The 21611-nt window shown below is 48.4% G+C and carries 16 protein-coding genes; 4 read left to right on the forward strand and 12 right to left on the reverse strand.

Translation table 11 applies throughout. From position 1 onward, the window contains the following. Window positions 1-197 precede the first annotated feature (197 nt). Entirely contained in the window at window positions 198-1217 is a 1020-nt protein-coding gene (locus AC5JLB_RS27075) for a 1-acyl-sn-glycerol-3-phosphate acyltransferase (protein WP_495876938.1), read from the forward strand. On the opposite strand, the gene AC5JLB_RS27080 is transcribed toward AC5JLB_RS27075, so the two are convergent. The 7 genes from AC5JLB_RS27080 to AC5JLB_RS27110 all read right to left on the reverse strand — a co-directional run bounded on the left by AC5JLB_RS27080 (window position 1214) and on the right by AC5JLB_RS27110 (window position 9321). Then, window positions 1214-2353 carry a hypothetical protein gene (locus AC5JLB_RS27080; RefSeq protein WP_495876939.1) on the reverse strand — a complete coding sequence of 380 codons (1140 nt, stop codon included), beginning with the start codon at window positions 2351-2353 and terminating at the stop codon, window positions 1214-1216. The genes AC5JLB_RS27075 and AC5JLB_RS27080 overlap by 4 nt on opposite strands. Before the next feature lie 107 nt (window positions 2354-2460). Next, window positions 2461-3300 carry a LysM peptidoglycan-binding domain-containing M23 family metallopeptidase gene (locus AC5JLB_RS27085; protein ID WP_495876940.1) on the reverse strand — a complete coding sequence of 280 codons (840 nt, stop codon included), beginning with the start codon at window positions 3298-3300 and terminating at the stop codon, window positions 2461-2463. 317 nt (window positions 3301-3617) lie between these two features. Then, window positions 3618-5024, reverse strand: coding sequence for a ferredoxin:protochlorophyllide reductase (ATP-dependent) subunit N (locus AC5JLB_RS27090; protein WP_495876941.1), 1407 nt, complete (start codon window positions 5022-5024; stop codon window positions 3618-3620). A 58-nt stretch (window positions 5025-5082) separates the two neighbouring features. Next, on the reverse strand, window positions 5083-5499 hold the full coding sequence (locus AC5JLB_RS27095) for a DUF5331 domain-containing protein (protein ID WP_495876942.1): 417 nt from the start codon (window positions 5497-5499) through the stop codon (window positions 5083-5085). A 73-nt stretch (window positions 5500-5572) separates the two neighbouring features. Further along, a complete protein-coding gene (gene bchL / locus AC5JLB_RS27100; RefSeq protein ID WP_495876943.1) occupies window positions 5573-6436 on the reverse strand; it encodes a ferredoxin:protochlorophyllide reductase (ATP-dependent) iron-sulfur ATP-binding protein in 864 nt (287 codons plus the stop codon). 659 nt (window positions 6437-7095) lie between these two features. Further along, on the reverse strand, window positions 7096-7524 hold the full coding sequence (locus AC5JLB_RS27105; protein ID WP_495876944.1) for a Spy/CpxP family protein refolding chaperone: 429 nt from the start codon (window positions 7522-7524) through the stop codon (window positions 7096-7098). A gap of 174 nt (window positions 7525-7698) precedes the next feature. Beyond that, window positions 7699-9321 (reverse strand): cyclic peptide export ABC transporter, encoded by a 1623-nt coding sequence (locus AC5JLB_RS27110; protein WP_495876945.1) that lies wholly within the window; start codon window positions 9319-9321, stop codon window positions 7699-7701. A 319-nt stretch (window positions 9322-9640) separates the two neighbouring features. Between AC5JLB_RS27110 and AC5JLB_RS27115 the strand changes: the two genes are divergently transcribed. Further along, entirely contained in the window at window positions 9641-11026 is a 1386-nt protein-coding gene (locus AC5JLB_RS27115) for a sensor histidine kinase (protein ID WP_495876946.1), read from the forward strand. Window positions 11027-11070: 44 nt separating this feature from the next. Further along, window positions 11071-11892 carry a class I SAM-dependent methyltransferase gene (locus AC5JLB_RS27120; RefSeq protein ID WP_495876947.1) on the forward strand — a complete coding sequence of 274 codons (822 nt, stop codon included), beginning with the start codon at window positions 11071-11073 and terminating at the stop codon, window positions 11890-11892. A gap of 44 nt (window positions 11893-11936) precedes the next feature. Here AC5JLB_RS27120 and AC5JLB_RS27125 read toward each other — a convergent pair whose 3' ends face one another. From AC5JLB_RS27125 to AC5JLB_RS27140, 4 genes are all read right to left on the reverse strand, one after another. Then, a complete protein-coding gene (locus tag AC5JLB_RS27125; protein WP_495876948.1) occupies window positions 11937-12731 on the reverse strand; it encodes a carbonic anhydrase in 795 nt (264 codons plus the stop codon). Window positions 12732-12790: 59 nt separating this feature from the next. Continuing rightward, the gene (locus AC5JLB_RS27130) at window positions 12791-16021 is read right to left on the reverse strand and encodes a DUF4912 domain-containing protein (RefSeq protein ID WP_495876949.1); all 3231 of its coding nucleotides are present in this window, start codon (window positions 16019-16021) and stop codon (window positions 12791-12793) included. Between the two features lie 355 nt (window positions 16022-16376). Next, window positions 16377-16955, reverse strand: coding sequence for a rhomboid family intramembrane serine protease (locus AC5JLB_RS27135; RefSeq protein WP_495876950.1), 579 nt, complete (start codon window positions 16953-16955; stop codon window positions 16377-16379). A 128-nt stretch (window positions 16956-17083) separates the two neighbouring features. Continuing rightward, on the reverse strand, window positions 17084-17971 hold the full coding sequence (locus tag AC5JLB_RS27140) for a zinc metalloprotease HtpX (RefSeq protein ID WP_495876951.1): 888 nt from the start codon (window positions 17969-17971) through the stop codon (window positions 17084-17086). Between the two features lie 170 nt (window positions 17972-18141). Between AC5JLB_RS27140 and AC5JLB_RS27145 the strand changes: the two genes are divergently transcribed. After that, window positions 18142-19011: a DUF72 domain-containing protein gene (locus AC5JLB_RS27145; protein ID WP_495876952.1), complete on the forward strand. Its 870-nt coding sequence runs from the start codon at window positions 18142-18144 to the stop codon at window positions 19009-19011. A gap of 11 nt (window positions 19012-19022) precedes the next feature. On the opposite strand, the gene AC5JLB_RS27150 is transcribed toward AC5JLB_RS27145, so the two are convergent. Further along, complete coding sequence (locus AC5JLB_RS27150) at window positions 19023-21257, reverse strand: PhoX family protein (protein WP_495876953.1); 2235 nt, start codon at window positions 21255-21257, stop codon at window positions 19023-19025. Window positions 21258-21611 lie beyond the last annotated feature (354 nt).

Genomic DNA, 21611 nt, shown 5'->3' on the forward strand with positions numbered 1-21611 from the left:
TGTCGAAGATGTCTGTTGCCTCCATTAGCAAATCCATCCATTAGCAGATTTGTTGCCAACAGAAATCTCTGTGTAAGTCCTGAAAAAATCTGTTGGCAATCTAAGTTCTGAATATCGAGGGATGGCTTTTCTGAAACGATGACAGTACTCTGAACGTCAAGTGGATGTCTCTACATGCGCATTTAGCTTCTAACGTTATGACGCCTTTTCGATTCTCCTGGTTTGACCGATTTTGCCTGTGGTATCCCCCTGCTTGGCTCATCTTATTCAATCGTCACTGGCAGCACTACCGCCCCGATCCCGGTGGCTGGAATGGGCTGGAGTATGCTCTATTTCTCATTCCAGGAGGATTCTATATTGCGCTTTTGATCCGTTGGATTCGGCTCGGATTTCGATCTCCTAGTGCAACCAAAGTTGCACCTGATCCAGAGTACCAAAAAGCCTTTCGAGATGAAGTTTTAGCGCCGATCGTCACGCGCTACTTTCGAGCAGAACTTCATCATCTTGACTGCTTACCTGAGCATCCCCCTGCAGTTGTCGCCCTCAATCACGCAGGCATGTGCTTTCCGTGGGACTTTGTCTGTCTAGGCTTTTTGTTGGGGCAGGAGAAAGACTGGTTTATTCAGCCTGTAGCGCATCCCTTGTTCTTCGATCATCCGTGGTTAAAGTGGTGGCTACCGCAAGGATGGGCGCAGATGTTGGGCGGCGTGCGAGCAGAGCGGGAAAGTTTTGAGCGGGCGATTAGCTCAGAGCGCAATTCCGCCGGAATCAGCACGTCGCACGACAATGGAACCGCTCAGAAAAATGTTGTACTCTATGCGCCAGAAAGCTGGCGAGGGTTAGCAAAAGGGTGGCGACATCGCTATCAGCTTGAAACGTTTGATCCAAGTTTTGTTCGGCTTAGCGTTCGCGATCGCGTTCCAATATTACCTGTTGTATGTTTAGGTAATGAGAATTTACATCCTTGGACGGTCAATTCAACCTGGTTGGCGCGACGATTGAAGATGCCATTGCTGCCCGTGTCACCGTTTCTGTTGCTCTTCGTATTGTTTCCTTCGTTGGGCGTATGGGCAGTGCGATCGCATCTACGCTATTATCTCCAACCCCTACAATCCCCATGGAAAGACGTAGAACAAACGCGATCGCAGACCTATCAATATGCAGAGAAGCTGCGATCGCAGATGCAAACCGAATTATTGCGCTTACGCCACGATTAAGCGCTTAGTTTTCCAACAGCTTGAAGCCTCTCAATGATGAACTGCTTACTACCTTTTTCCCAGTAGGGAACTTGAATCAATGTAACACCATACCTTTGGCACAAATCTTCTTTTAGCTGATCCGTTCGCTGGATCTCTACAAGTGTCCTTCTCTGCTGATGGATCGGGACTTCCATGTAATGGTACTCACCCTGATATTCAAATGCTATTTTGAGATCTTGGTTATATCCATCCAGTTCGAGAGATGTTCCTTTATTTGACTTCAGCCAACTTGGTCGGGACTTGGGGAACTTGGCATTGCAGAGTTCCTCGAAAATGCGTCGAGTTTCAGTTTCAGATTTCCAAATACTTTCATCGGAGATTGATTCAATCGAAAACTGAGAGATGTAGTCCTCAACATGATTGTCATACCAAGAATAAAACAAGGAACAGTAGTCTTGTTGAAGTGAAAGTTTGGGATTAGAACATAAGCGAGTAAAAACATCAAATAGCGGAAACGCGGCAGCAGATGAAATAGTCAACCAAGCATAGTCTTCTGAGGTCGCTTCTAAGGCATTATTTGGATTGAGAAAAGCCCATGCTCTATCTGTGTAGAATGCTTCTTCAATGGGACAATCAGGTGAATTGAAATGATCGCAATAGCCCGTCAAAAGCTCAAACAACTCTAACTGCTTGGCTGCGCTGACAAACGCATCCCTAATCTCTTGCGTGTATCGGTAGTACACGTAGGGCATAAGCATTGCCCCGACCAAAACGCCATCGTCGCCAAAGTCACTTAAATATGCACCGAAAATACCGAAATGTTGCTTCGCGAAACCGCCTCTTGCTTTTGGAATAGCCGCATTGCCGCTTCCTCGTAGAACAGCGCAAGAGGCATCAGGCACATTCTTAGAAGGATTGTACGGTCTGTCTGAGCGTCGTTTATCTCCTGTGTATCCACCAGAATTTTCAGAGGAAGTGGGCAAAAAAGACGTTTTGTACTTTCTATGAACTTCAATACCGTAAACTTGCCGAATTAACTCATTGATTTTAAGTTGAATTGCAGCCAGCTTCGGGTGAAAAATTTTTCCTAGAGCATCATTGCGCTCCCATCCCAAGGGCATCTCGAAAACCTGCAAATCTTCTGTACTAAACATCTTGCAGAGCCTACTTCTAGTTCTGAAGATAGTGTTCCGTTGTTGGGATCGAAAATATCGCGCTACAAAGCGATTCGCAGAAGCTGCTTCAGGGTGTGTGAAAATTACTACTTTTGCAGGTGAGAGGAGGGATCTTCAGCTACCCAGCCTAGATTGGAATTCGTCCTCACCTCAAAATGCAGGTGAGGCTTCAGGGAACTTGGGGTTCCAGTTTGCCCGACTGTACCAATCGAGGTTCCTCGCTTAACGGTTTGCCCAACTTTAACCTTGATCGACGCCAGTTGAGCATAGCGAGTTTGATAGCCTTTCTGATGATTGATCACAACCATATTGCCGTAAGCGCCTTGAGATCCGGCAAACGCCACGGTTCCATCTGCGATCGCGCTAACAGAGGTTCCCGATCGCGCGTCCAAATCTAACCCACTGTGAAACACAGGTTCACCTTTGCCAGAAGGAATATACCACCCGTAGCCCAGCAAAACGGCAGACTTTTGCGCCAACGGATAGCCCGACAGTGAGCCAGACGCCGCACTAGGCGTTACTGCTTCATTAGACGCCCCTTTTACCCCCGGAATAAAGACAACTCTTGGAGACTTTTGACAACCGTTGACCTCATACAGTACATCCGGGCGCACTCGATATTTCGCTGCCACATTGCGCCACGATTGACCCGTCGGCACTTCAACTCGCGTCCCGTTGTACGGTGGAATTAAGAGTTCTGAGCCTACCGCTACTTTGCCACTCCGAGCGCTCGGATTCAAACTGATCAATGTCGGTGGAACTAAATTATATTTCTTAGCAATGCTCTCTAGCGTTTCTCCAGAAGCGACAATGTGCCGTCCTAACCGAGACAAAGCAGGAGCAGGACAGCCCGGATCAGCCGCTTGAGCAGCAGGAGTCAAGATGCCAGCCAGGAATCCGAGCAACAGTAAATAGCGTAAAGTCATAGCGACAAAAGATGAGGAATGAGAAACGCAACAGCTATTCCCTGAATCTGCGACGAGTTCTATACCGACTTGTTTCGCGAGAAATATTACTTCTTTCACAAAAAGAAATGGCGTAGATGCGTTTGATCATAACAACAAGATGCAGACAGGTGATGTGGCGTCAAAGCGTGGAATTAAAGAAGGGAACGGCACAAAGGCATCGGAACGTTTTTCTGATCACAAATCGCGCTCTTCTTATTTGTGCAAAGCCTTTGCGATCGCAAGAAAAAAAGGGATGCGTTGCCGCACCCCAACCAAGAGTCAAACCTCAGCTATGCTTATCGACTGGCTTCTTCTTTTACTAACTTCTCCCAGCCCAAGCCCTTGAGCGCATCATTACGGCGCAGCGGACGGGTCACAAGTTCGAGAATATCGCGGGTATTGCCAAACCCATGCATCTGAGCAAAGGTAAACTCCACCGACCACTTGGTTGTGATGCCTCGCGCTTCGAGCGGATTAGCGTGAGCCATGCCAGTAATCACCAAATCGGGCTTCATTTCGTGAATGCGCTGGAGTTGGTTGTAATTGTCGGGCTTCTCAACGATCGTCGGCAACGGCACGCCCATCTCTTGGCACGTTTTCTCCAGCAAGGCAAGCTCAGCCCCTTGGTAGCGCTTGTCCATATAAGGGATGCCGATTTCAGGACAAGTCATGCCGCACCGAATCAAGAATCGTGCTAGAGAAATTTCAAGCAAGTTGTCTCCCATAAAGAAAACCGACTTGCCGCGAATGAGTTGGAGATAGTCCTCGACGCTTTCCCAAATCTTAGCCTCTCGTTCTGCGAGTCCTGTCGGCTCAATGTTGAAAACAGAACAAATTTTTTCTAGCCATGCACGCGTTCCATCGGGTCCGATCGGGAAGGGTGCGCCGATCAGTTTGGTCTTGCGGCGACGCATCAACGTGGTTGCCGTGCGAGATAGGAAAGGATTGACGCCTGAGACGTAGTAACCTTCTTCGATCACAGGAAGTTCGGTGTAGCGTTTGGACGGCAGCCAACCAGAAACTTGGATCCCGAGTTTCTTCAGTTCGAGCGTCAGTTGCGTCACAACCGGATCGGGAAGCGAACCAAATAGAACGAGTGGCGGATGATCCTTGTATTCCGATTGTTCTGCCGCTACTTCTTCTTTCTTGCGTCCAAAATTGAGCAACTTAGAAATCGCGTTTCTCTCTTCTTTTTCCGCTTCTGCTAGGGGAGCCTTCGTTGGACAGCGTTGCGCCATCGCGGCTAAAACGGTGTCTTCTCCTTGGGTAAAGGCATAGTCAAGACCATTCGCCCGAGCAACCACGATCGGAATGCCCAGTTCTGCCTCGAGGTTGGGTGCGAGACCTTCCAAGTCCATCTTGATGATCTCGGTCGTACAGGTTCCGATCCAAACGATCACGCTGGGGTTGCGATCGCGCTTAATCTGCTCACACAAGCGCTTCAACTCACCATAATCGTTCAGTTGAGCGGAGATATCACCTTCTTCAAGTTCTGCCATTGCATACCGGGGTTCTGCAAAAATCATCACGCCCATCGCGTTTTGCAGAAAATAACCGCAGGTTTTTGTGCCAATCACCAAGAAAAAGCTGTCTTCAATTTTTTGATAGAGCCACGCAACGCAGCTAATCGGGCAAAAAGTATGATAGTTGCCCGTTTCGCACTCAAAGTTTAGAGAGGAAGATTGAGTATCGGCAAGGGTCATGAATGAAATGTCCTTTGAATTAATTGGGGTTTGTTATGCCAGCTAGAACGGCAAAGCATCATTGAGTTTTGGAAGGGCGACCCGTTCCCTCGCAAGATTCGTCTTGTTTAGCAGCAGGGCGCGGTATCTGTTCCAAAATTGAAGGTTTTGCAGGGGGAAGATAGGCGCGTCGTTCGTCTAGTTCAGCTCGTACCTTTGAGCCAGACTCAGCCTCAATCACTTCATCAGGATTGAAGTTGAGTCCTAAAGCCGTCACGATTCGGTCTGGATTATTACTGAGGTCAACCACCAACGGGAGCAGTTCGGTGAGACGCGGTTCTAGAACGGAGAGTGTACCTAGAATAAAGCTCGAAGATGGTCTACGCTGTCCATCGCAGTTCACCCAAATCGCAATGTGAGTAAGCCACTGACGATTTTCTCGGTAGTAATTCAGCCACTTCTCCTTAAGAGATTGACGAAGCTGGTCGATATTCATGAGGGAACCAGAGGAAAGCAAAACAAAACTAGTATCTTCTGTTTTGGTGCTTTCCTAAACCCTCTATCGGTCATTAAACCATCATCAAATCAAGCGCAGTATCTTCGGTTTTGGGTAGCTCTTTGGGATTGAGGTAGAAATCAGACAGCAGAGCAAACAAGTCGCGATCGGGCGTATCGTTTGGAACCACTCCTTCAGGATTTGCCAGAATTTGGTCAGCAATGTTGAGGTAGTAATCGCACACATAGTTAAGCGACGGATCATGTTCCGCCATCTCAAACAACGTCTTTCCTTTCACACGAGAAACGCGAATGTCTTCGATCAGCGGTAAGACTTCTAGCACTGGCATCGGAACGGTATCGATATATTTATCGATCAGGTCACGCTTCGACGTGCGATTTCCAATCAACCCTGCTAACCGTAAGGGGTGAGTCCGGGCTTTCTCGCGCACAGAAGCCGCGATCCGATTTGCGGCAAATAGCGCATCAAATCCGTTGTCAGTCACGATCATGCAGTAGTCAGCATAGTTCAACGGAGCCGCAAATCCACCGCACACCACGTCGCCCAACACATCAAACAAAATAACATCGTATTCGTCGAAGGCATTCAGTTCTTTCAGCAGTTTGACGGTTTCACCGACTACGTAGCCGCCACAGCCTGCACCGGCGGGTGGTCCTCCTGCTTCTACACAATCCACGCCGCCATAGCCCTTGTAGATCACATCTTCCGACCACACGTCTTCATAGTGATAATCCTTTTCTTGCAAGGTGTCGATGATGGTAGGGATCAAGAACCCAGTCAGTGTAAATGTGCTGTCATGTTTCGGGTCACAACCAATTTGCAAAACTTTCTTACCCCGCCTTGCCAAAGCAACTGAAATATTACAGCTTGTCGTGGATTTGCCGATTCCACCTTTTCCATACACTGCGAGTTTCATGGTCGTCTCCTGTAAGTCTCTTCGCAAACTGGCTGACTTCAAAGACCTAATTTAGTCTTTGCTCATACTGCTAACCGAAGCCAGCGAATGCAGAAATGTGTTGTGTCTCTGGAAAGCATTATTAACGATGCTGGGCGAGATTGGAAGCTGTCGAAACAAGACTTAAGGGTTTTAGAAGAAGCTGTACCTTTTCCTAAGTCAAAATTTGGCTTATAGGCGTTCAGATTAGTTATTGGACCTGATTAATGATTATTTTCAACTTTTAGGTCTTACTTTTCATAAAAAGCGGAACAAAAAACAAAATGTGAACGAGCAAACGAGATGTTTTCATTAGTGGGAAAACTGTTTGCCTAATCCGTTACATACCCCATTAGAAACGAGGCGCAGTTTTCCCGCCTCTAAAGGGTTGTTGAGGGGTTTCAAGCGAGAAAGGGCATCATATTCTCGTTTTATAAATCAGAGAAGGGGAACCTTTAGCTCCACAAATTTCAAAGAATTCACCTAATCCAGCCCCAGAACGTCGCTCTGGCCAACTTCAACGTCTGGGCTTCAGTTTCTTTGTTAATAATCGTGAAACTTTTGATAATGCCGTTTATTTGTCAAAGAAAAGACACCCCGCGTGAGGTGTCTTGGTGTGATCCCAAATTGATTACGAATAATTAGCCTTGACGTTGACCAGCCCGACGGGTGTTTCGCATCTGGTCGCGCAGGGCACGTTGTTCTGCCGTCAGCAACGCATCCATCTGCTGGCGAGACGCTTGCATGATCGCCTTAATTTTGGCTTTCTGGTCATCGCTTAAGTTCAACGACTTCATAACTTCGCCACGCTTGCCTTTTTGTTGACCGGCAGCATCAAGCTTTGCCTGTTGCTCCGCTGTAAAGACGGCTCGCACTTGGCTCTTTGTAGACTCACGAATTTGCTTCATTTGAGCTTTTTGAGCATCGGTGAGATTTAGCTTGTTGCCCATGCGTCGCTCTGTTCTGGGGGTGGTTCCAGAGGGAGCTTGAGCATGAACTGCCAGCATCGGCACACCTACTAAAACAAATGCAGCAAAACCGGGTAAAAGAAAGGCTAACTTCTTAATCATGAGTGTGAGGTTCCTGAGAAGTATGAACTCTGATGCACCAGCATCGTACCGTTAGACACTCACTTTTTTAGATTGGTTCAATCAATTTTTCAATTCATTTTGAAGGAGTGGCTGATCAGCGTGACGGCTTGCGATAAGTGCAGTTCGCAAATGCGACCTTCAGGACTGTGACTCTCAAGAATGTGAGATGCGATCGTACTCAATCTGCCCGTAGTCGAGTTTGATAATGCGATCGGCGCTCCCGAAATAATGATCATCATGGCTAATGACCAAGACCGTTTTCCCTTGGTGCTTGAGCTTTGGCAAAAACTCCTGATAGAACAATTCTCGAAACATCGGGTCTTGATCCGATGCCCATTCGTCAAAGAGATAAATCGGACGGTCTTCAAGATAGGCTGTTAACAAGGTCAAGCGTTTGCGCTGTCCTTGAGAGAGTTGCGTCGTGGAGAGATGCCCATCGACGATCTGGACTTTGTGATCGAGATGCAACTGTTTTAGATACATGTGCGCTTGAGCATCTAAGTTGGGAGCATCGATACCCAGCAAGCGATCGAAGAGATAAAAATCGGCAAACACTGCCGAAAAGTGTTGTCGATACCATTCGCGGTTAGCATCTGCGATCGGCTGTCCATCAAATACGATCGCGCCCGATTCGGGACTATAAAGCCCTGTTAACAGCTTTGCTAACGTCGATTTGCCGCTGCCGTTGCCGCCCACAATGAATACAATTTCGCCTGGGTGAAGCGTCAGATCAATCGGACCTAAAACGAAATTGCTATCTTCTGTTTGGTAATAAGTGTGCGTTACGTTGCGGAGTTCTAAACGCTGCCAGTCAAGACGCGTTGGCGCGGGAACCGTCATGGATTCAGAGCGACTTCTAAGCGACAAGCCGAGCGCATTAATCTTATCGAGGGAAACACTGGCTTGACCCAGAACCGGCAACTTCAGAACAATTTTATCGAGGGGCAAAATTAGGTAGGTAAATGTCAGAACATATCCAGATAAGGTTTGCAGCGGCACCGAAAGTAAATTGGGTAATGCAAACAGAACAAACCCGATCGCAAAGAAAAAAATCAGTTTGCCGAAACTCGCGGCCCCAGCGAACAACACTAGAGCATCCACGTTATGGCGGCGAAACGAGGCAGAGGATGCTTCTAAATCATCGGCTAGAAACATTTGGCGGCGCGGATAATGCAGTTTCAGTTCTTTGATGCCATCGGTGATCGAGCGGAAATGCTTGAACAAAATATCTTGATCGTCACGGGCGTAGGCTAAGCGTTTTCTACCTTGGTTGAGAATCCATTGGCAACCGACAAACGACGCTACAAATAAGCCCATCACCATCAGAAACACAATCCACGAGAGCCAGCCGATGTAAGCAAAACAGCCGATGATTGTGGCAAGATCAATGCACAAAAACGGAAACGAAGAAACGGCAGTCGCAACCGCCTGCACATCCTCAGTTAGCGTCGCCATTACCCGAGCATTGCCTAGTCGTTCTAAATGGTTTAACTCTGACGAAAGGATCTGACGACCGAGTTGCATTCTTAGGTTAAATACAGCATCCTGCGCTAACCGAATTAGTACAACCTGAGAAATGATGCTTGTCACTAGAGAAATAATTGTTAGCCCGATAAATGCACCGGCAAACGTCCCCATTTCTGCACCTTTTGCCCCAATCGCCCGACTGATCAGCGCGATCAGTCCCGCACTACTGATGCCACTGAGAAACCCAGTAAAGATCGCGATCGCAACCTGTTTTCGCGACGATCGCAGCAGAAATGATAACAATTGCATAGCCGTGGTAACGAAGGGTTGGTAACTGTAACAGAGACAATAGAATTCAACCATTATCACTGACGATGAATCGTCTATTTCGATTCCAATAACGAATCGATCGCTAAACTAACGTTGATAGATTCAGTGTTCTTACAAAGCGCTGCTAGGAAGCGAGCCTTTTCACAAAGCAGATTGGACAAAGCGGGTCGAAGACCTGCAACATTTTGCAAAGAAAATATTGCGAAAGCCCTCCCTCTGACTCATCTCCAATGAAGTGGAGTAGATCATCCCAGATTTGGGCAATGTATAAGCTAGAACGTTCGCAGATTGTGCCATTGTGTTTACTAATGTTGATCATCCCAGTCAATCTGTTCTGGCCCCTCCTATCTTTACGGAAGGCAGCACACAAGCCCTTCACTTAAAATCGACGCTACAAGATTTGTCACTATACGAATTTCAAAGTGACTGGGAAACTTTGGGTAGCAAAGTTGCTCAGAGTTTCGAGCGTCACCCACTTCTGCCCGGCGTAATTTTGCTTGAACAGGAAAAATTTGTTGGTATGATTTCCAGGCAGTGCCTTCTAGAGTATCTGCTGCGTCCATATGGGGCAGAGCTATTCTTGCAAAAGCCGCTTCGAGTGCTGCACAGTTATGCTCATCTTAGTCCGTTAGTTTTGACAGCAGAGACATCGATTCTGGTGGCCGCTCAACAAGCGTTGCGCCGACCTTTTGAGCGTCTACATGACCCCATTGTTGTCCAATTCGCACCTCAGACTTACCGATTGCTCGATCCGCACGAACTCAACATCGCCTCTTGGCAACTGCGTGGCATTGAAACTCAAGTCAGACTCGAACGCTTACAAGTCCAGATGCTTCAGAGCGAGAAGATGGCAAGTTTGGGGCGCTTAGTCGATGGGATTTCTCACGAAATTCTCGATCCGGTGAGCTTTATTTGGGGCAATCTCTCGCATGTGGCTGACTATAACCGTAATCTCTTAGACCTGCTCGAAGCGTATGAACAGCAGGGCAAAGGTTCACCAGAAGTCACAGAATTAAAGGATGCGATCGAGCTAGATTACATTCGCGAAGATCTGCCCAAAACGTTGGAGAGCATTAGAACTGGGGCTGATCGCCTGTCAAAGTTAGCCAACAGTTTGCAAAACTTCTGTCACATTGATGAAGTGTTTCCCCGACCCACTGACCTGCATGAATGTCTCGATTCTGTTTTGCTACTGCTCAAAAGCCGTTTAACAAGTGATATTCATGTGATCAAAAAATATGGTCATCTACCTCCCGTGTCCTGTTTCGGTGGGCAGTTGAGCCAAGTTTTTATGAATATCTTAAATCGTGCGATCGATGCGCTGCTGAATGATGCGGCTAATAGTCACTTCAACGCAACTCTGCCGCAAGCCCGAACTAAGCCAATTGATCCGCCTAAAATTTTAATCACGACGGATGTTTGTTCGCTCGATCACACGGGCAATCGCTGGATTTCGATTCAGATTGCAGACAACGGAGCAGCTATATCTCCAGAAGTTCAGCGACAACTGATGCAAGCTTTTTCAGCAGAGCGATCGCTGGTGAAAGAAACCAGTCTGGCAATGAGCTACCGCATTGTGACGGCGCGCCATAGCGGCAAATTTAGAATCTATTCCTGCATTGATCCGGTAGAACCACGCTCTAAGATGGGGACTGCCTTTGAGATTCTCTTACCAATGGTTTAATGGAATTCTAAAGATGTTGCTCCATTGGCAGAGGGATCATCAACGTGAAGAATTACAAACAGAAAATCACGGATTTTTACAATGCGAGAATTCATTACGACAATGACCATACTCGCGATCGCGCCCTCCGCCTCGTCGAGTATTCTCCTCTAAAGGCTAAGGATTCAGTATTAGATGTGGCAACGGGAACGGGCATTGCTGCGGTTCCTGCGGAGTTGCGCTCTGCGCTAATCGCAGCAGCCCATGTTGTAGGAACTCAAGGGCACGTGATTGGAATTGACATTGCAACAGAGTTGCTGAATCAAGCAAAACAGAAAGTTGCCGCCTCAAGCTTACAAAATATCGACCTGCTCGAAATAGATGCGGAAGAGTATCCATTTAAGCCAGAACAATTCGATGCGATTCTGTGTTCTTCAGCCATTGTTTTATTGACAGATATTTCGCGCAGTTTAGGCGATTGGCATCGTTCGCTCAAACCCGCTGGATTCGTTGCATTTTCTTGTTATTCAGCAACCTCTTTTCTCACGCCTGCGATCGCCCAAGCCTGCAAAATGAATGGGTTGACGCTACCCGAAATTAACAAAACGCTTGGAAGTCCTGAGCGATGTCAACAGCTTTTAACTCAAGTAGGGTTTTCAGCGATCAACATTCAGACCGAGCAGCGAGGTAGTTATCTCAGTGTGGAACAAGCCAAAAATCGCTGGGACGGCAAAACCTGGCTTCACCCCAATGAGCCGTTTTCTCAGCTAACGCCAAATCAGGTGCAGCCCCTCAAAGCGGATTATGATCGCCTGATCGAATCGTTAGGAACAGAGAAGGGAGTTTGGGACGAGCAAACCACCTTTTTTGTAGTGGCACGAAAATAAAGGCGTAAGAAACACTCGTTTGGACGGCAAGATTCAGGAGATGTTTAACGGCGCTTTGACGCAGCAGAACCGCGATAGATTCGTTCTGCCTGCTCTACTGATAGCCATGGAGCAACATCACTGGCATGGAGCGGCGCTGACTCATCATCCGAGTGATAGGGCAAGCCACACATTGCAGGAGGTGCAGTGCTAACGGCTTTATTTGAAGCCATTGTGATCTGACTTTGGGGGGCGGCATACTGGTGAGTTTCCGGGTCGTATGCCAACACTTCACCCGTTTCAAGGTGATAGACCCAAGCATAGATATTAAGTTTGCCCTGGAACATTTTAGAGCGCACAACCGGATAGGTTTTGAGATTCTCGATCTGAGTTAGAACGTTCTCTGCGATCGTCACCTCTAACAGTTGGTCGCCCGAATACTGACTGTAGTTGTCTTTCACCAAGCGTAGAGTGGCGTCGGCGTGCCTGAGCCAGTCATACACCAACGGCATTTGTTCTTCGAGTTTGCCGAGTTGGAGTAATCCCTTCATTGCGCCGCAGTGAGAATGTCCGCAAACAATGATTTGTTCAATATTGAGTGCTGAAATCGCATACTCGACTGCCGCTCCTTCTCCACCATTTGCCGCTCCAAATGGCGGGATCAAATTCCCCGCATTTCGGATAACAAAAAGTTCGCCAATTCCCGCTTGGGTGATGAGATTCGGATCAACCCGAGAATCAGAACAGGTGATGAACAGGACTCTTGGCTTTTGATGGTGAGAAAGTTCTTCTAGCAGTTCCCGATGTTCAGAAACAAAGGTTTCTCGAAAATTCTCGTGTCCTCGAATTAGCTTTTTCATCGTCTGTCCCTTCGGAAATTGACCCGCTCTTCAGTTAATCATAAATCTTAATTAAAAAGCTACGACAGCCATTCGTCCGTCGCATCCTCTTTTGTATTGGTGTTACGGCTGGGCGTCTCGCGATTGAACTTGAGGTGAATCGATCGAGTTTGCACCCCATCTGAGGCAACCGCCATGATCGGATAATCAATCAGCCCATCTTGGAACGATATTTGGAACCGGAACGTTCCATCGGGACTCAGTTCGACAGGTTCACCTGCGATCGTCAATGTTGCATCTGGCTCGGTTGCCCCATACACAATCAGTTCTGCATCTGCCACCAGCCAAAACTTGCGCGGACGAATCGGCGCAACTCCGCCTGAAAAGCCTGCTCCAGACATAGTAAGTCCGGACATAGTAAGCGCTCCAGACATGCCCATACCCGAAGGCGTCGGCAGTGCCCATCCTCCCATACCTGAGGGAAACACAAAGGAGCTAATTGCCGTTTGAGGCACTTGCTGCATCGAGCCAAACAGCGATCCAGCAATGCGCTGAGACTCAACGCCTTGAGCTAACCCAAAGATTTGATCATAAATAGCGCTCTGGGGCTGACTGCTTTGGCGACCGGGTGGCACGAGTTCTAAGAACGTCTTGCCCTGCAACTCTTCTTCCCAATCGATCGTTACAAACTGATCCTCAAACCAATCGGACGGATACACGGGCGGAATGCTAACCGACGCAGAGCGAGCCAGCATGAGCCAACGATCGTCTTCAGTGAGATAGCCAATTTCGGCTAAGTAGTCGCGATCGCTTACCGGAATCGGCACATACCAGTCTCTAGCAAGTTCCTCACAGTCATACTGCTGCAAGCTATGAGGGCTTTGACGATCGAGAGTAACATCTGTTACATCGTAGAGCCGCAGCGCTAATCGTTGTCCACCTTGGCGTCTGAGTGCTTCTCGATGATCGTTCGGAACGTCCCAATAGGCGTAGGCCCACTGTGGATCGCGTGGCATGAGAACAATTCGGCTCTCGCTATATCCTGCTGGTAAATCCGCTAAACCCTCGTCTACACTAGCTAAGGTTTCACGAGACAGCTCCGCTTGTCCTAAATTAAATTTCGTCGCTTCGATTTCGGTCTGTTCACGGTTCATCTCGCTCCGATCTACGATCGCGTTTGATCGATTTGAGCTTGAAGCGGCAGCCATGCCCATAGCGGCTCCTCCTAACGCTGCACCTAGGCCAGGCGATCCGGCACCGAGTGAATTGCTCAAATCATCTAGCGATGCTTCGGAGTTTGGCGCACCCGTTTGTTGAGACTCTGACCCTACAGAAACTCGTGAATCAAAGTTGTTAAAAGGTTCGGTAGGTTCGATGGTAGCGGCATCATCGTCTAAAACGAGTTCATCCACTTGATCATCCGCTAGCTGTGCTTCAAGATCGTCGATTTCTTCGATCAGGTCGAAACTCGCCAATGACTCCTCTATCTCTGGAGAATTGCCTGGGATAGCGTTAGAGGCGTCAGAGGGTTGATTTCCAGAGCCAAGCCATGCGGCTCCCGCGCCTGCCATTGCCGCACCTCCCAGTGGCGCAGATCCTGAAATATCAGAAGATTCTTGTACGATCGCAGGGTCAATATCAGAGCGGGCGTCAGAAGCGGTATCTATGGCGCTCTCCCGTGCGTCAACCGTCTGATTTTCCGAAGCGATGGGAGCTACGGCTGGATCTGATACTGAATTTGAACCGATTTGAGCAGCATCTTGAGTGCTAGAATCCCATGGATCAGCTACCACTCCAAGCGAGGGGTTATCAGCCGAATCCGCTACGAAAGGAGTTGAAGAGGAGTTCGACACTAGGGAAGCGTCTGACACAGGGCGATCGCTCGGACTGATCGCGCTTTCCAATGGATCAGAGTTAGCTTCGTTAGGTTCTGCGCGATCGCGCACTGTCCACGCGGCTCCTGCACCTGCTGCAACTCCTGCGCCTCCAATGGCCGTTCCGCCGATCCGATTGGCTTCGGGTTGAGACTCTGCAATTGAGGCGCGATCGCCATTAATCACAGTTTCGGTTCTCGCCGCTAAATTTGGATCAGCGCCACGATCTGGTGGATTGACTGGTGGATTGACTGATGGATTTGCAAGGGGGGCTTCAGCAGACGATGTGGGGTCAGCTCCAGCGCGACGATTTTTTAGCAACCACGCTACTAGTAAGCCCGCAATGCCTAACGGCAAAAGCCACAGCAGCCAAGTCGGAAGTCCTGCACTTGCTTCAGAAGTCGTTTGGAGTGCTTGTCCACTCTGATTCGCCCCATTCGGCGCAGCCGTTGCAGCCGCGCTTGGAGAAACGGCAGCATTGGCCGCTCCGGTAGCGGTTGCTCCAGCAGGACTTGCACCAGGACTCGCAGCCGCAATCAGCGTGCCAGATGCGGCGGCAGGGTCAGCTTGGGCAGTTTGAATAATTGATTGAGCAGCGGGAGCGGTGGCGTAACCAAGAAACGCCGCGATTGCAGGAGAAGGCGTCCCTTTATACACGTAAGAGAGAGGCTGCGAGAAGGGATAGCGCGGGTCGTCCGGCAGGGTAGTGTGCATCGGCACAATCCGGACACTCGGCTGATTTACAAGCTGATATGCGATCGCATATCCAACGCCATTCGTACCCAAATCCTGAAGCATTGCTTCGGTGCTGTCTTCTCTAGTTTTTGCTGCCGTTGCTCCGCTTGCAAACGGCGCGTCCTGAAAGGCGGGATAATTTTGGAAGGCTTGACGAGTATCGCTCGTGTCTGGACGGTCGATCAGCCGAATCGCCCCTGGCGCACCGCCAACCTGCGACCAATCGGTAATTTCCCCCCGGAAAATCTGAGCAAACTGTGTGGTCGTCAAGTTTCCTCTAAACGGATTCGTGGGACTGACGACGATCGCAATCTTGTTGCGTGTGACTGGAATCGCGACCAGTCCTTGCGCTTCTTCTTCGGCAGTGAGCGAACGCCCGATCGCGGCTAAATCTATTTTTCCATCCCTTAAATCTTGCAGCCCCGTAGCGCTCTCGGTATAGCCGATATCAATACTGGTTTCTGGGTACTGCGTCTCAAATCGCTGCTTCAAAGCTTGGTTGATGGCTGCCATGCTGCTAGAGCCACTAATCCGAACGGTTGTCCCCTTGGGCACAGCATCTGGCAATGAAAATGCTGATGGACTGGCCGACTGAGCGAGGGCAGGGCGGACTTTCAGCGATCCAGCAAAAGGGGTTGCGGTGGTTAGAAGTGTAACCAGTAACGCAAGATTAATGACGGAAGGTTGTTTCTTAAACACCATTGGATCTAATGCAGCTTACACCGTTCGGATTGAGGTAATTATATAGTGCTTAACTTGAATTTACAGATGAACGAGAGAAGAGTTGCGATTAAAAATTGATTTTGAAGCTGCTTGAGAGGGATGATGCGATCGGCGTTAGCGAGGTGACTCTTCCGATTTACCTGCTTTGTTAATTCAGTGCGCCAAATGCAGAAACTCATTCGTTCAAGTCATTGAAAGGGATCGCGGGTTGCCTGAAGAATGCGATCGCAAACATCACTACCCTGAAATTTTTACTTTTAGAAGCTCAAGCGGGTGACGGCTATAGGAGCATTACTAGCGAGTTTGACCCCTTACCGACCCCGCTCAGACAACTCTATTTTCTAGATAACCACTTCGCCGCCAGAATACCTCCGATAAAGCCAAACAAATGTCCTTCCCACGAGATGTGCATTTGGTTAGGAAGAACGCCCCAAATTAGACTGCCGTAGAATAAGCCAACGGTCAGCGATAGCGCGATCGACAGAGCGCTCCGCTCGAAATAAGCCCGTGATAGTAAAAATCCAAAGTAGCCAAAGATAACGCCACTTGCGCCAATATGGATGCCTGGAGAGCCAAACAGCCAAACGCCGATGCCACTTGCAAGCAGGACGATTGCAGACACCGCAAAAAATTCTTTCACGCTTCGCAGCATCACAAACCAACCCAACATCAGGAAGGGAATTGTGTTGCTAATGAGATGCTGATAGCTGCCGTGGAGAAAGGGCGAAAAAAAGATTCCTCGAACTCCGAGGCTGGTTCGAGGAATGATGCCATACACATTAGCCGTCCCTGGCAAGACGCTGTCGGTAATATGGATGAACCACATTAACCCCACCAGTCCACCGAGGATGACAACGTGTGATTTAAATTCGCTTGCGATCGCGCTTGGATCGTTGGGGTTTCTTCGGGTCATCAGAGGTCAGGTAAACGGGTTGACTTCCTTTCTAACACATCAAAAACGCAGTACCCACAAGGCACTGCGAAATCTAAGCCGTCTATTACACTAGGGAGAAGTTTCTTAGGCTCCCTTCATTACTTAGCTTAAGTAGGTTGAGCGTTTAGCACAGATGACTGCAACTGCTGAGCTAATTCAGTCAGCCGACGAATCCGTTCTTCTGTCGGGGGGTGAGTTCTAAACAGTGATTGCAATCCTTTAGTTGAAAGTGGATTGACGATCAGTAGAGGTGACAGCGCTGGATTGCCATTCATCGGAATCTCATGTCCAATACGCTCGAGCTTTTCGAGGGCGCTAGCTAGGGCAAGAGGATTTTGAGTGATTTCAGCCGAGCCTTGATCGGCGGCAAATTCGCGAGTTCGAGAAATCGCCATTTGAATCAGTCCTGCCGAGAGTGGTGCAAGCACAATAAGGAACAGTAGACCTAAAGGATTTCCACCCCGACGGCTATCGCGAGAAACGGGACCATACAGCGCCCCAAACGTCAGAATTCTGCCTAAGAAGGTGATGCCACCCGCGATCGTACCTGCAACCGCTTGGGTGAGCGTATCGCGATTTTTAACGTGCGTCAGCTCATGGGCTAAAACGCATTCTAGCTCTGCTGGGCTCAGCAATTCCATAATGCCTTGAGTCACGGCGACGGCAGCATGATCTGGGTCGCGACCTGTAGCAAATGCGTTAGGAGATTGTGTTGGAACCACAAACAATTTTGGCATTGGAATTTCGGCGCGATCGCAAAGCCGCTTAATCATGTCAAACAGTTCTGGCGCTTCAGACCGCTCAACGGGCTGTGCGGCATAAGAAGCAAGCGCCATCCGATCTGAGTAATACCAAGACCCAAAGCTGCTAAATGCAGCAAAAATCAATCCCAAAATAAGACCCTGCTCGTTGCCAACCAGGTAATACCCAGCCAGAACCAATATTCCGCTCAGTAATCCTAGAAGGGTAGCCGTTCTAATTTGATTCCCAATCATCTTCCGTGTAAAAGTTTTTCTACAGGTCTGCAATAATATTCCAGCATGACTCACAATCCTTACTCTATCCCTTGAGTGAATTTCTTCTCATTCATCGGTACAGTTTTCGAGATACTGCATTTTTTAAGTACTGTAGAGTGTGAGGTATGGGTTACTTTACTTGATTCTCTATGAGCTTTCGGATTGGTTGTGCAATTTGGGCTTACAAAAGTTGGGTTGGCGATTTGTTTCCGCCAAAGAGCCGAGCGAGCGATTTTCTAAGCCTTTACAGTCATCGATTTACTTGTGTAGAAGGCAACACAACATTCTATTCTGTGCCGAATGCGGAAACAGTAGCGCGATGGGCAGCAGAAACACCGCCTGGATTCAAGTTTTGTCCTAAACTACCTAAGAAATTAACGCATAATGGATTGCTAGAACCATCACTAACAGAAGCACTTAAATTTCTAGAATTGATGCAAGGGTTAGGCGATCGCTTAGGGCCTTTGATGCTGCAACTTCCGCCGAGTTATAGTCCCGCTAGATTGAATGACTTAACAATTTTTTTAAGCCGTTGGTCAAAAACAGGAGTGCCTTTAGCGGTAGAAGTGCGGCATCTAGAGTGGTTTAGAGAACCTCATAAAAGCCACTCGAATGCGATGTTAGAAGATTTAGCAATCGGTAGAGTGATGCTAGATACACGTCCAATTTATGAATGCGAGAATGATCCTCAAATTGATAGTGAGCGTAAGAAGCCCAACGTTCCGCTCCAGCCCGTAACAACGTCTAACGTTGCGTTAATTCGATACATCAGCCATCCAAATTTAGAATCAAATGAGCAATACTTGCAAGAATGGGCAGAGCTTGTCGATCGCTATCTCAAACAGAATGTTCAGGTATATTTCCTTGTGCATTGTCCTGTTGAGGCGCGATCGCCCCAAACCGCTCGTCACTTTCAGCAATTGCTTGAGCAACACGGGGTACCCATCCCACCTCTGCCTTGGAACACCATTTACTCCAAAGCAACCGAGCAAGCTCCTTCGCAACTGAGTTTGTTCTAAAGCGCTCGCCTTCACGCAGAGGTAATATTCCGATTATCGCGGCGACGAACAACAACAACACAGGGTCGAGGAGCCGCATTCGCTTTTTTGCTAGGGAAGTTAGATCCGATTGGAACATCACGAATCTGCATAAAATCTTTGCCGTCTGTCGTTTGCAGAGCAAATTTGCGACTTTCAGATTTCATATTCTGCCGAATGCCATGCATCTCTCCCGGATGTTGAACTGCTAGAAAAAGCGTTTGGCGATCGCGGCTTAAAAACGGGCCGGTCAGTTCAGATTCCATTGGAGCGATCGCAAACATATAGGCATTGCCTGCATTCGTGCCCGACGTCGGAATAAACCAAAGAGAATTATTGCCAAATACGCCCCGCAGGTTGGACTGACTAATCGGAACGCCATTCTTGCCGATGCGGTTTGGAATAGCTTTGTTAATTTTGTCAGACGACATATCCGTGACGACCCACACATGACCATCTGGATCGATCATCAAATTATCAGGGTTCGCAAATCCTGCACCACCTGCGCTTGGCTCTCCGCCTAAGGCCATCATCTTCCAGCTAAACGTCATCGCCGCCGGATTATTTTGATCTTCGACGAGGTGCATCACAAATCCGTATTCGTAAGGCGTTTCACCCTTAGCACCTTTGAAAACCCGTTTATCTGCTCCCCCATCTTTGTCAGGAGAGCCAGAGGTAAACGAAACGTAGAGAGAGCCATCCGGCGCAATTTCAGTATCTTCAGGTCGTGCGGTACAGGTTGCGCCGCACGCATTCGCGGCATAGTGAGCATCGATCAAAATTGCACCTTGTTTTTCCTCAGCGTTTCCTTGATACAGATCACCCAGCGTTTTGAACTGCTGCTTGAATTTCTTGACGTCTGCCTCGGTTCTAAACGCTTTGTAGCCGCCTTCAGGACGTTTGGGCAGGTTAATCATGCCGCCAACAATGGTGGTAGGACTATCTGGCTCAACGGGAGTATCGGCTTTGAGCGCGATCCAGCGCCCGGTTCCATCTTCGTTAAATTTGGCAGCGTAAAGCATTCCAGTTTCGAGTAGGCGAGAATTGGCTTTATCGGTGGGATTGGTCACAGCATCACGGCTAACAAATTTGTAGAGATGTCCACCTCTGCGATCGCAGCCCGAATAAAACGCTAATGGTTTCCCTGATTCAACCCGGACTCCAACAGCTTCATGGCGATAGCGACCCAGCCACGTGTGTTTTGTGCCGTAGTCTTGCGGATTGGCAGGATCCAGTTCTACAATCCAGCCGTATTTGTTGCCTGCAAATCCAAACACGTTGCCCTGTCCAGATACCTCTTCGTCATCGATTCTGAAGGTTTGCTTGTCTGGCGGAAATGAGGTTCCATCCGCATACACCGCATCCGGGACTTGATTTTGGATGTTTTCTTCAGCGCTGAGAACCGTTCCCCAAGGCGTCGTTCCACCCGCACAATTCGCAAAAGTTCCAATAATGCGATCGCCCAACTTATCCCTATATCCTTTACCCGATTTCTTCAGAAAAACTGCCTTCGCTGCCCCCGTACACTTGAGGTAGCGTCCATCCTCTAACCCAGAAATTCCCGTGATGCGGCGATCGCTTGTGGAATAAGTGCGCTCCCATGTCCCGTCTGCCGTTTTACGAATCGAAATGACACCTAATCCCTGATCAATCAAAGCTTCTTTAGCAATCTGGCGAATCTGGGCCTTTAACGGGGTCTTGTCAGACAAAGCAAAGGCGTTCAAACCTGTTTTTTCTGCTTTGCTCAACGCTTTCTGCACATCCTTAAAAGGGAGCTTTTTGCCAATCACTTTTTCGTAAGTTTGTAGCCACGGAACTGCACTAATGTACTCAAAGTTAACGCTGAGGTAGCCTTCGTTAGGAGCCGTTTCGACAAACGAGAGGTAGTCGTTGTTGTAGCCAAACCGAGAATCCCCGACTTTGTCTCCCCACGCGGCCAGCACATCATAGCTAAAGCCATCAGGCAGCACTAAATCATCGGCTACTTCGTACTGGCTTAAGGTATCGATTTGTTTTTCGAGTGAAATTCCCGTTGTCTCCAGTGGAAGCGGACTTTTAACCGGAGTGAAGCTCAGTTCATTCGCAGATGCATTGATGTTTTGTGCTCCACCAACCAAACTTTGAAACGGCATAGAGAACTTTTGCCCGGACTTGAGCGCAGTTCCAGCAGCAGCCGTTCCAGCTGCCGCCCCTAAAAAGAGCAAAAAATTCCGGCGTTTCACAGGCATGATAGATGGCTCCAAGTTGGTAATCTGTTCTGTGATAGCAGGCAACAGGCTCGTTTGAGGTTAAGACGGGGTAATCTCTGGGCTAAGAGACCCATTGAAGTTAGCAAATTGAAGTTGGCAAAATGATGCGGAGGTGAGGATGAAGATGAATCCATTCTGTCTGGTTGCCCGTACTCACCTAAAACAACATCAGAACAAACTACTAGCTTGAGCAAAATTTTCGTTTCGAGCTTGCTAGGGTCACACCTCTAGTAGAAGTTTTAACTAAATAAAAAAGTTCTAGTAACTACTTTTTTTGTTACTAAGTAGGACAACCTAATTAAAGCTAAAACGCTCTACTGGGTAACTACCCTT

The organism is Myxacorys chilensis, assembly GCF_059505265.1.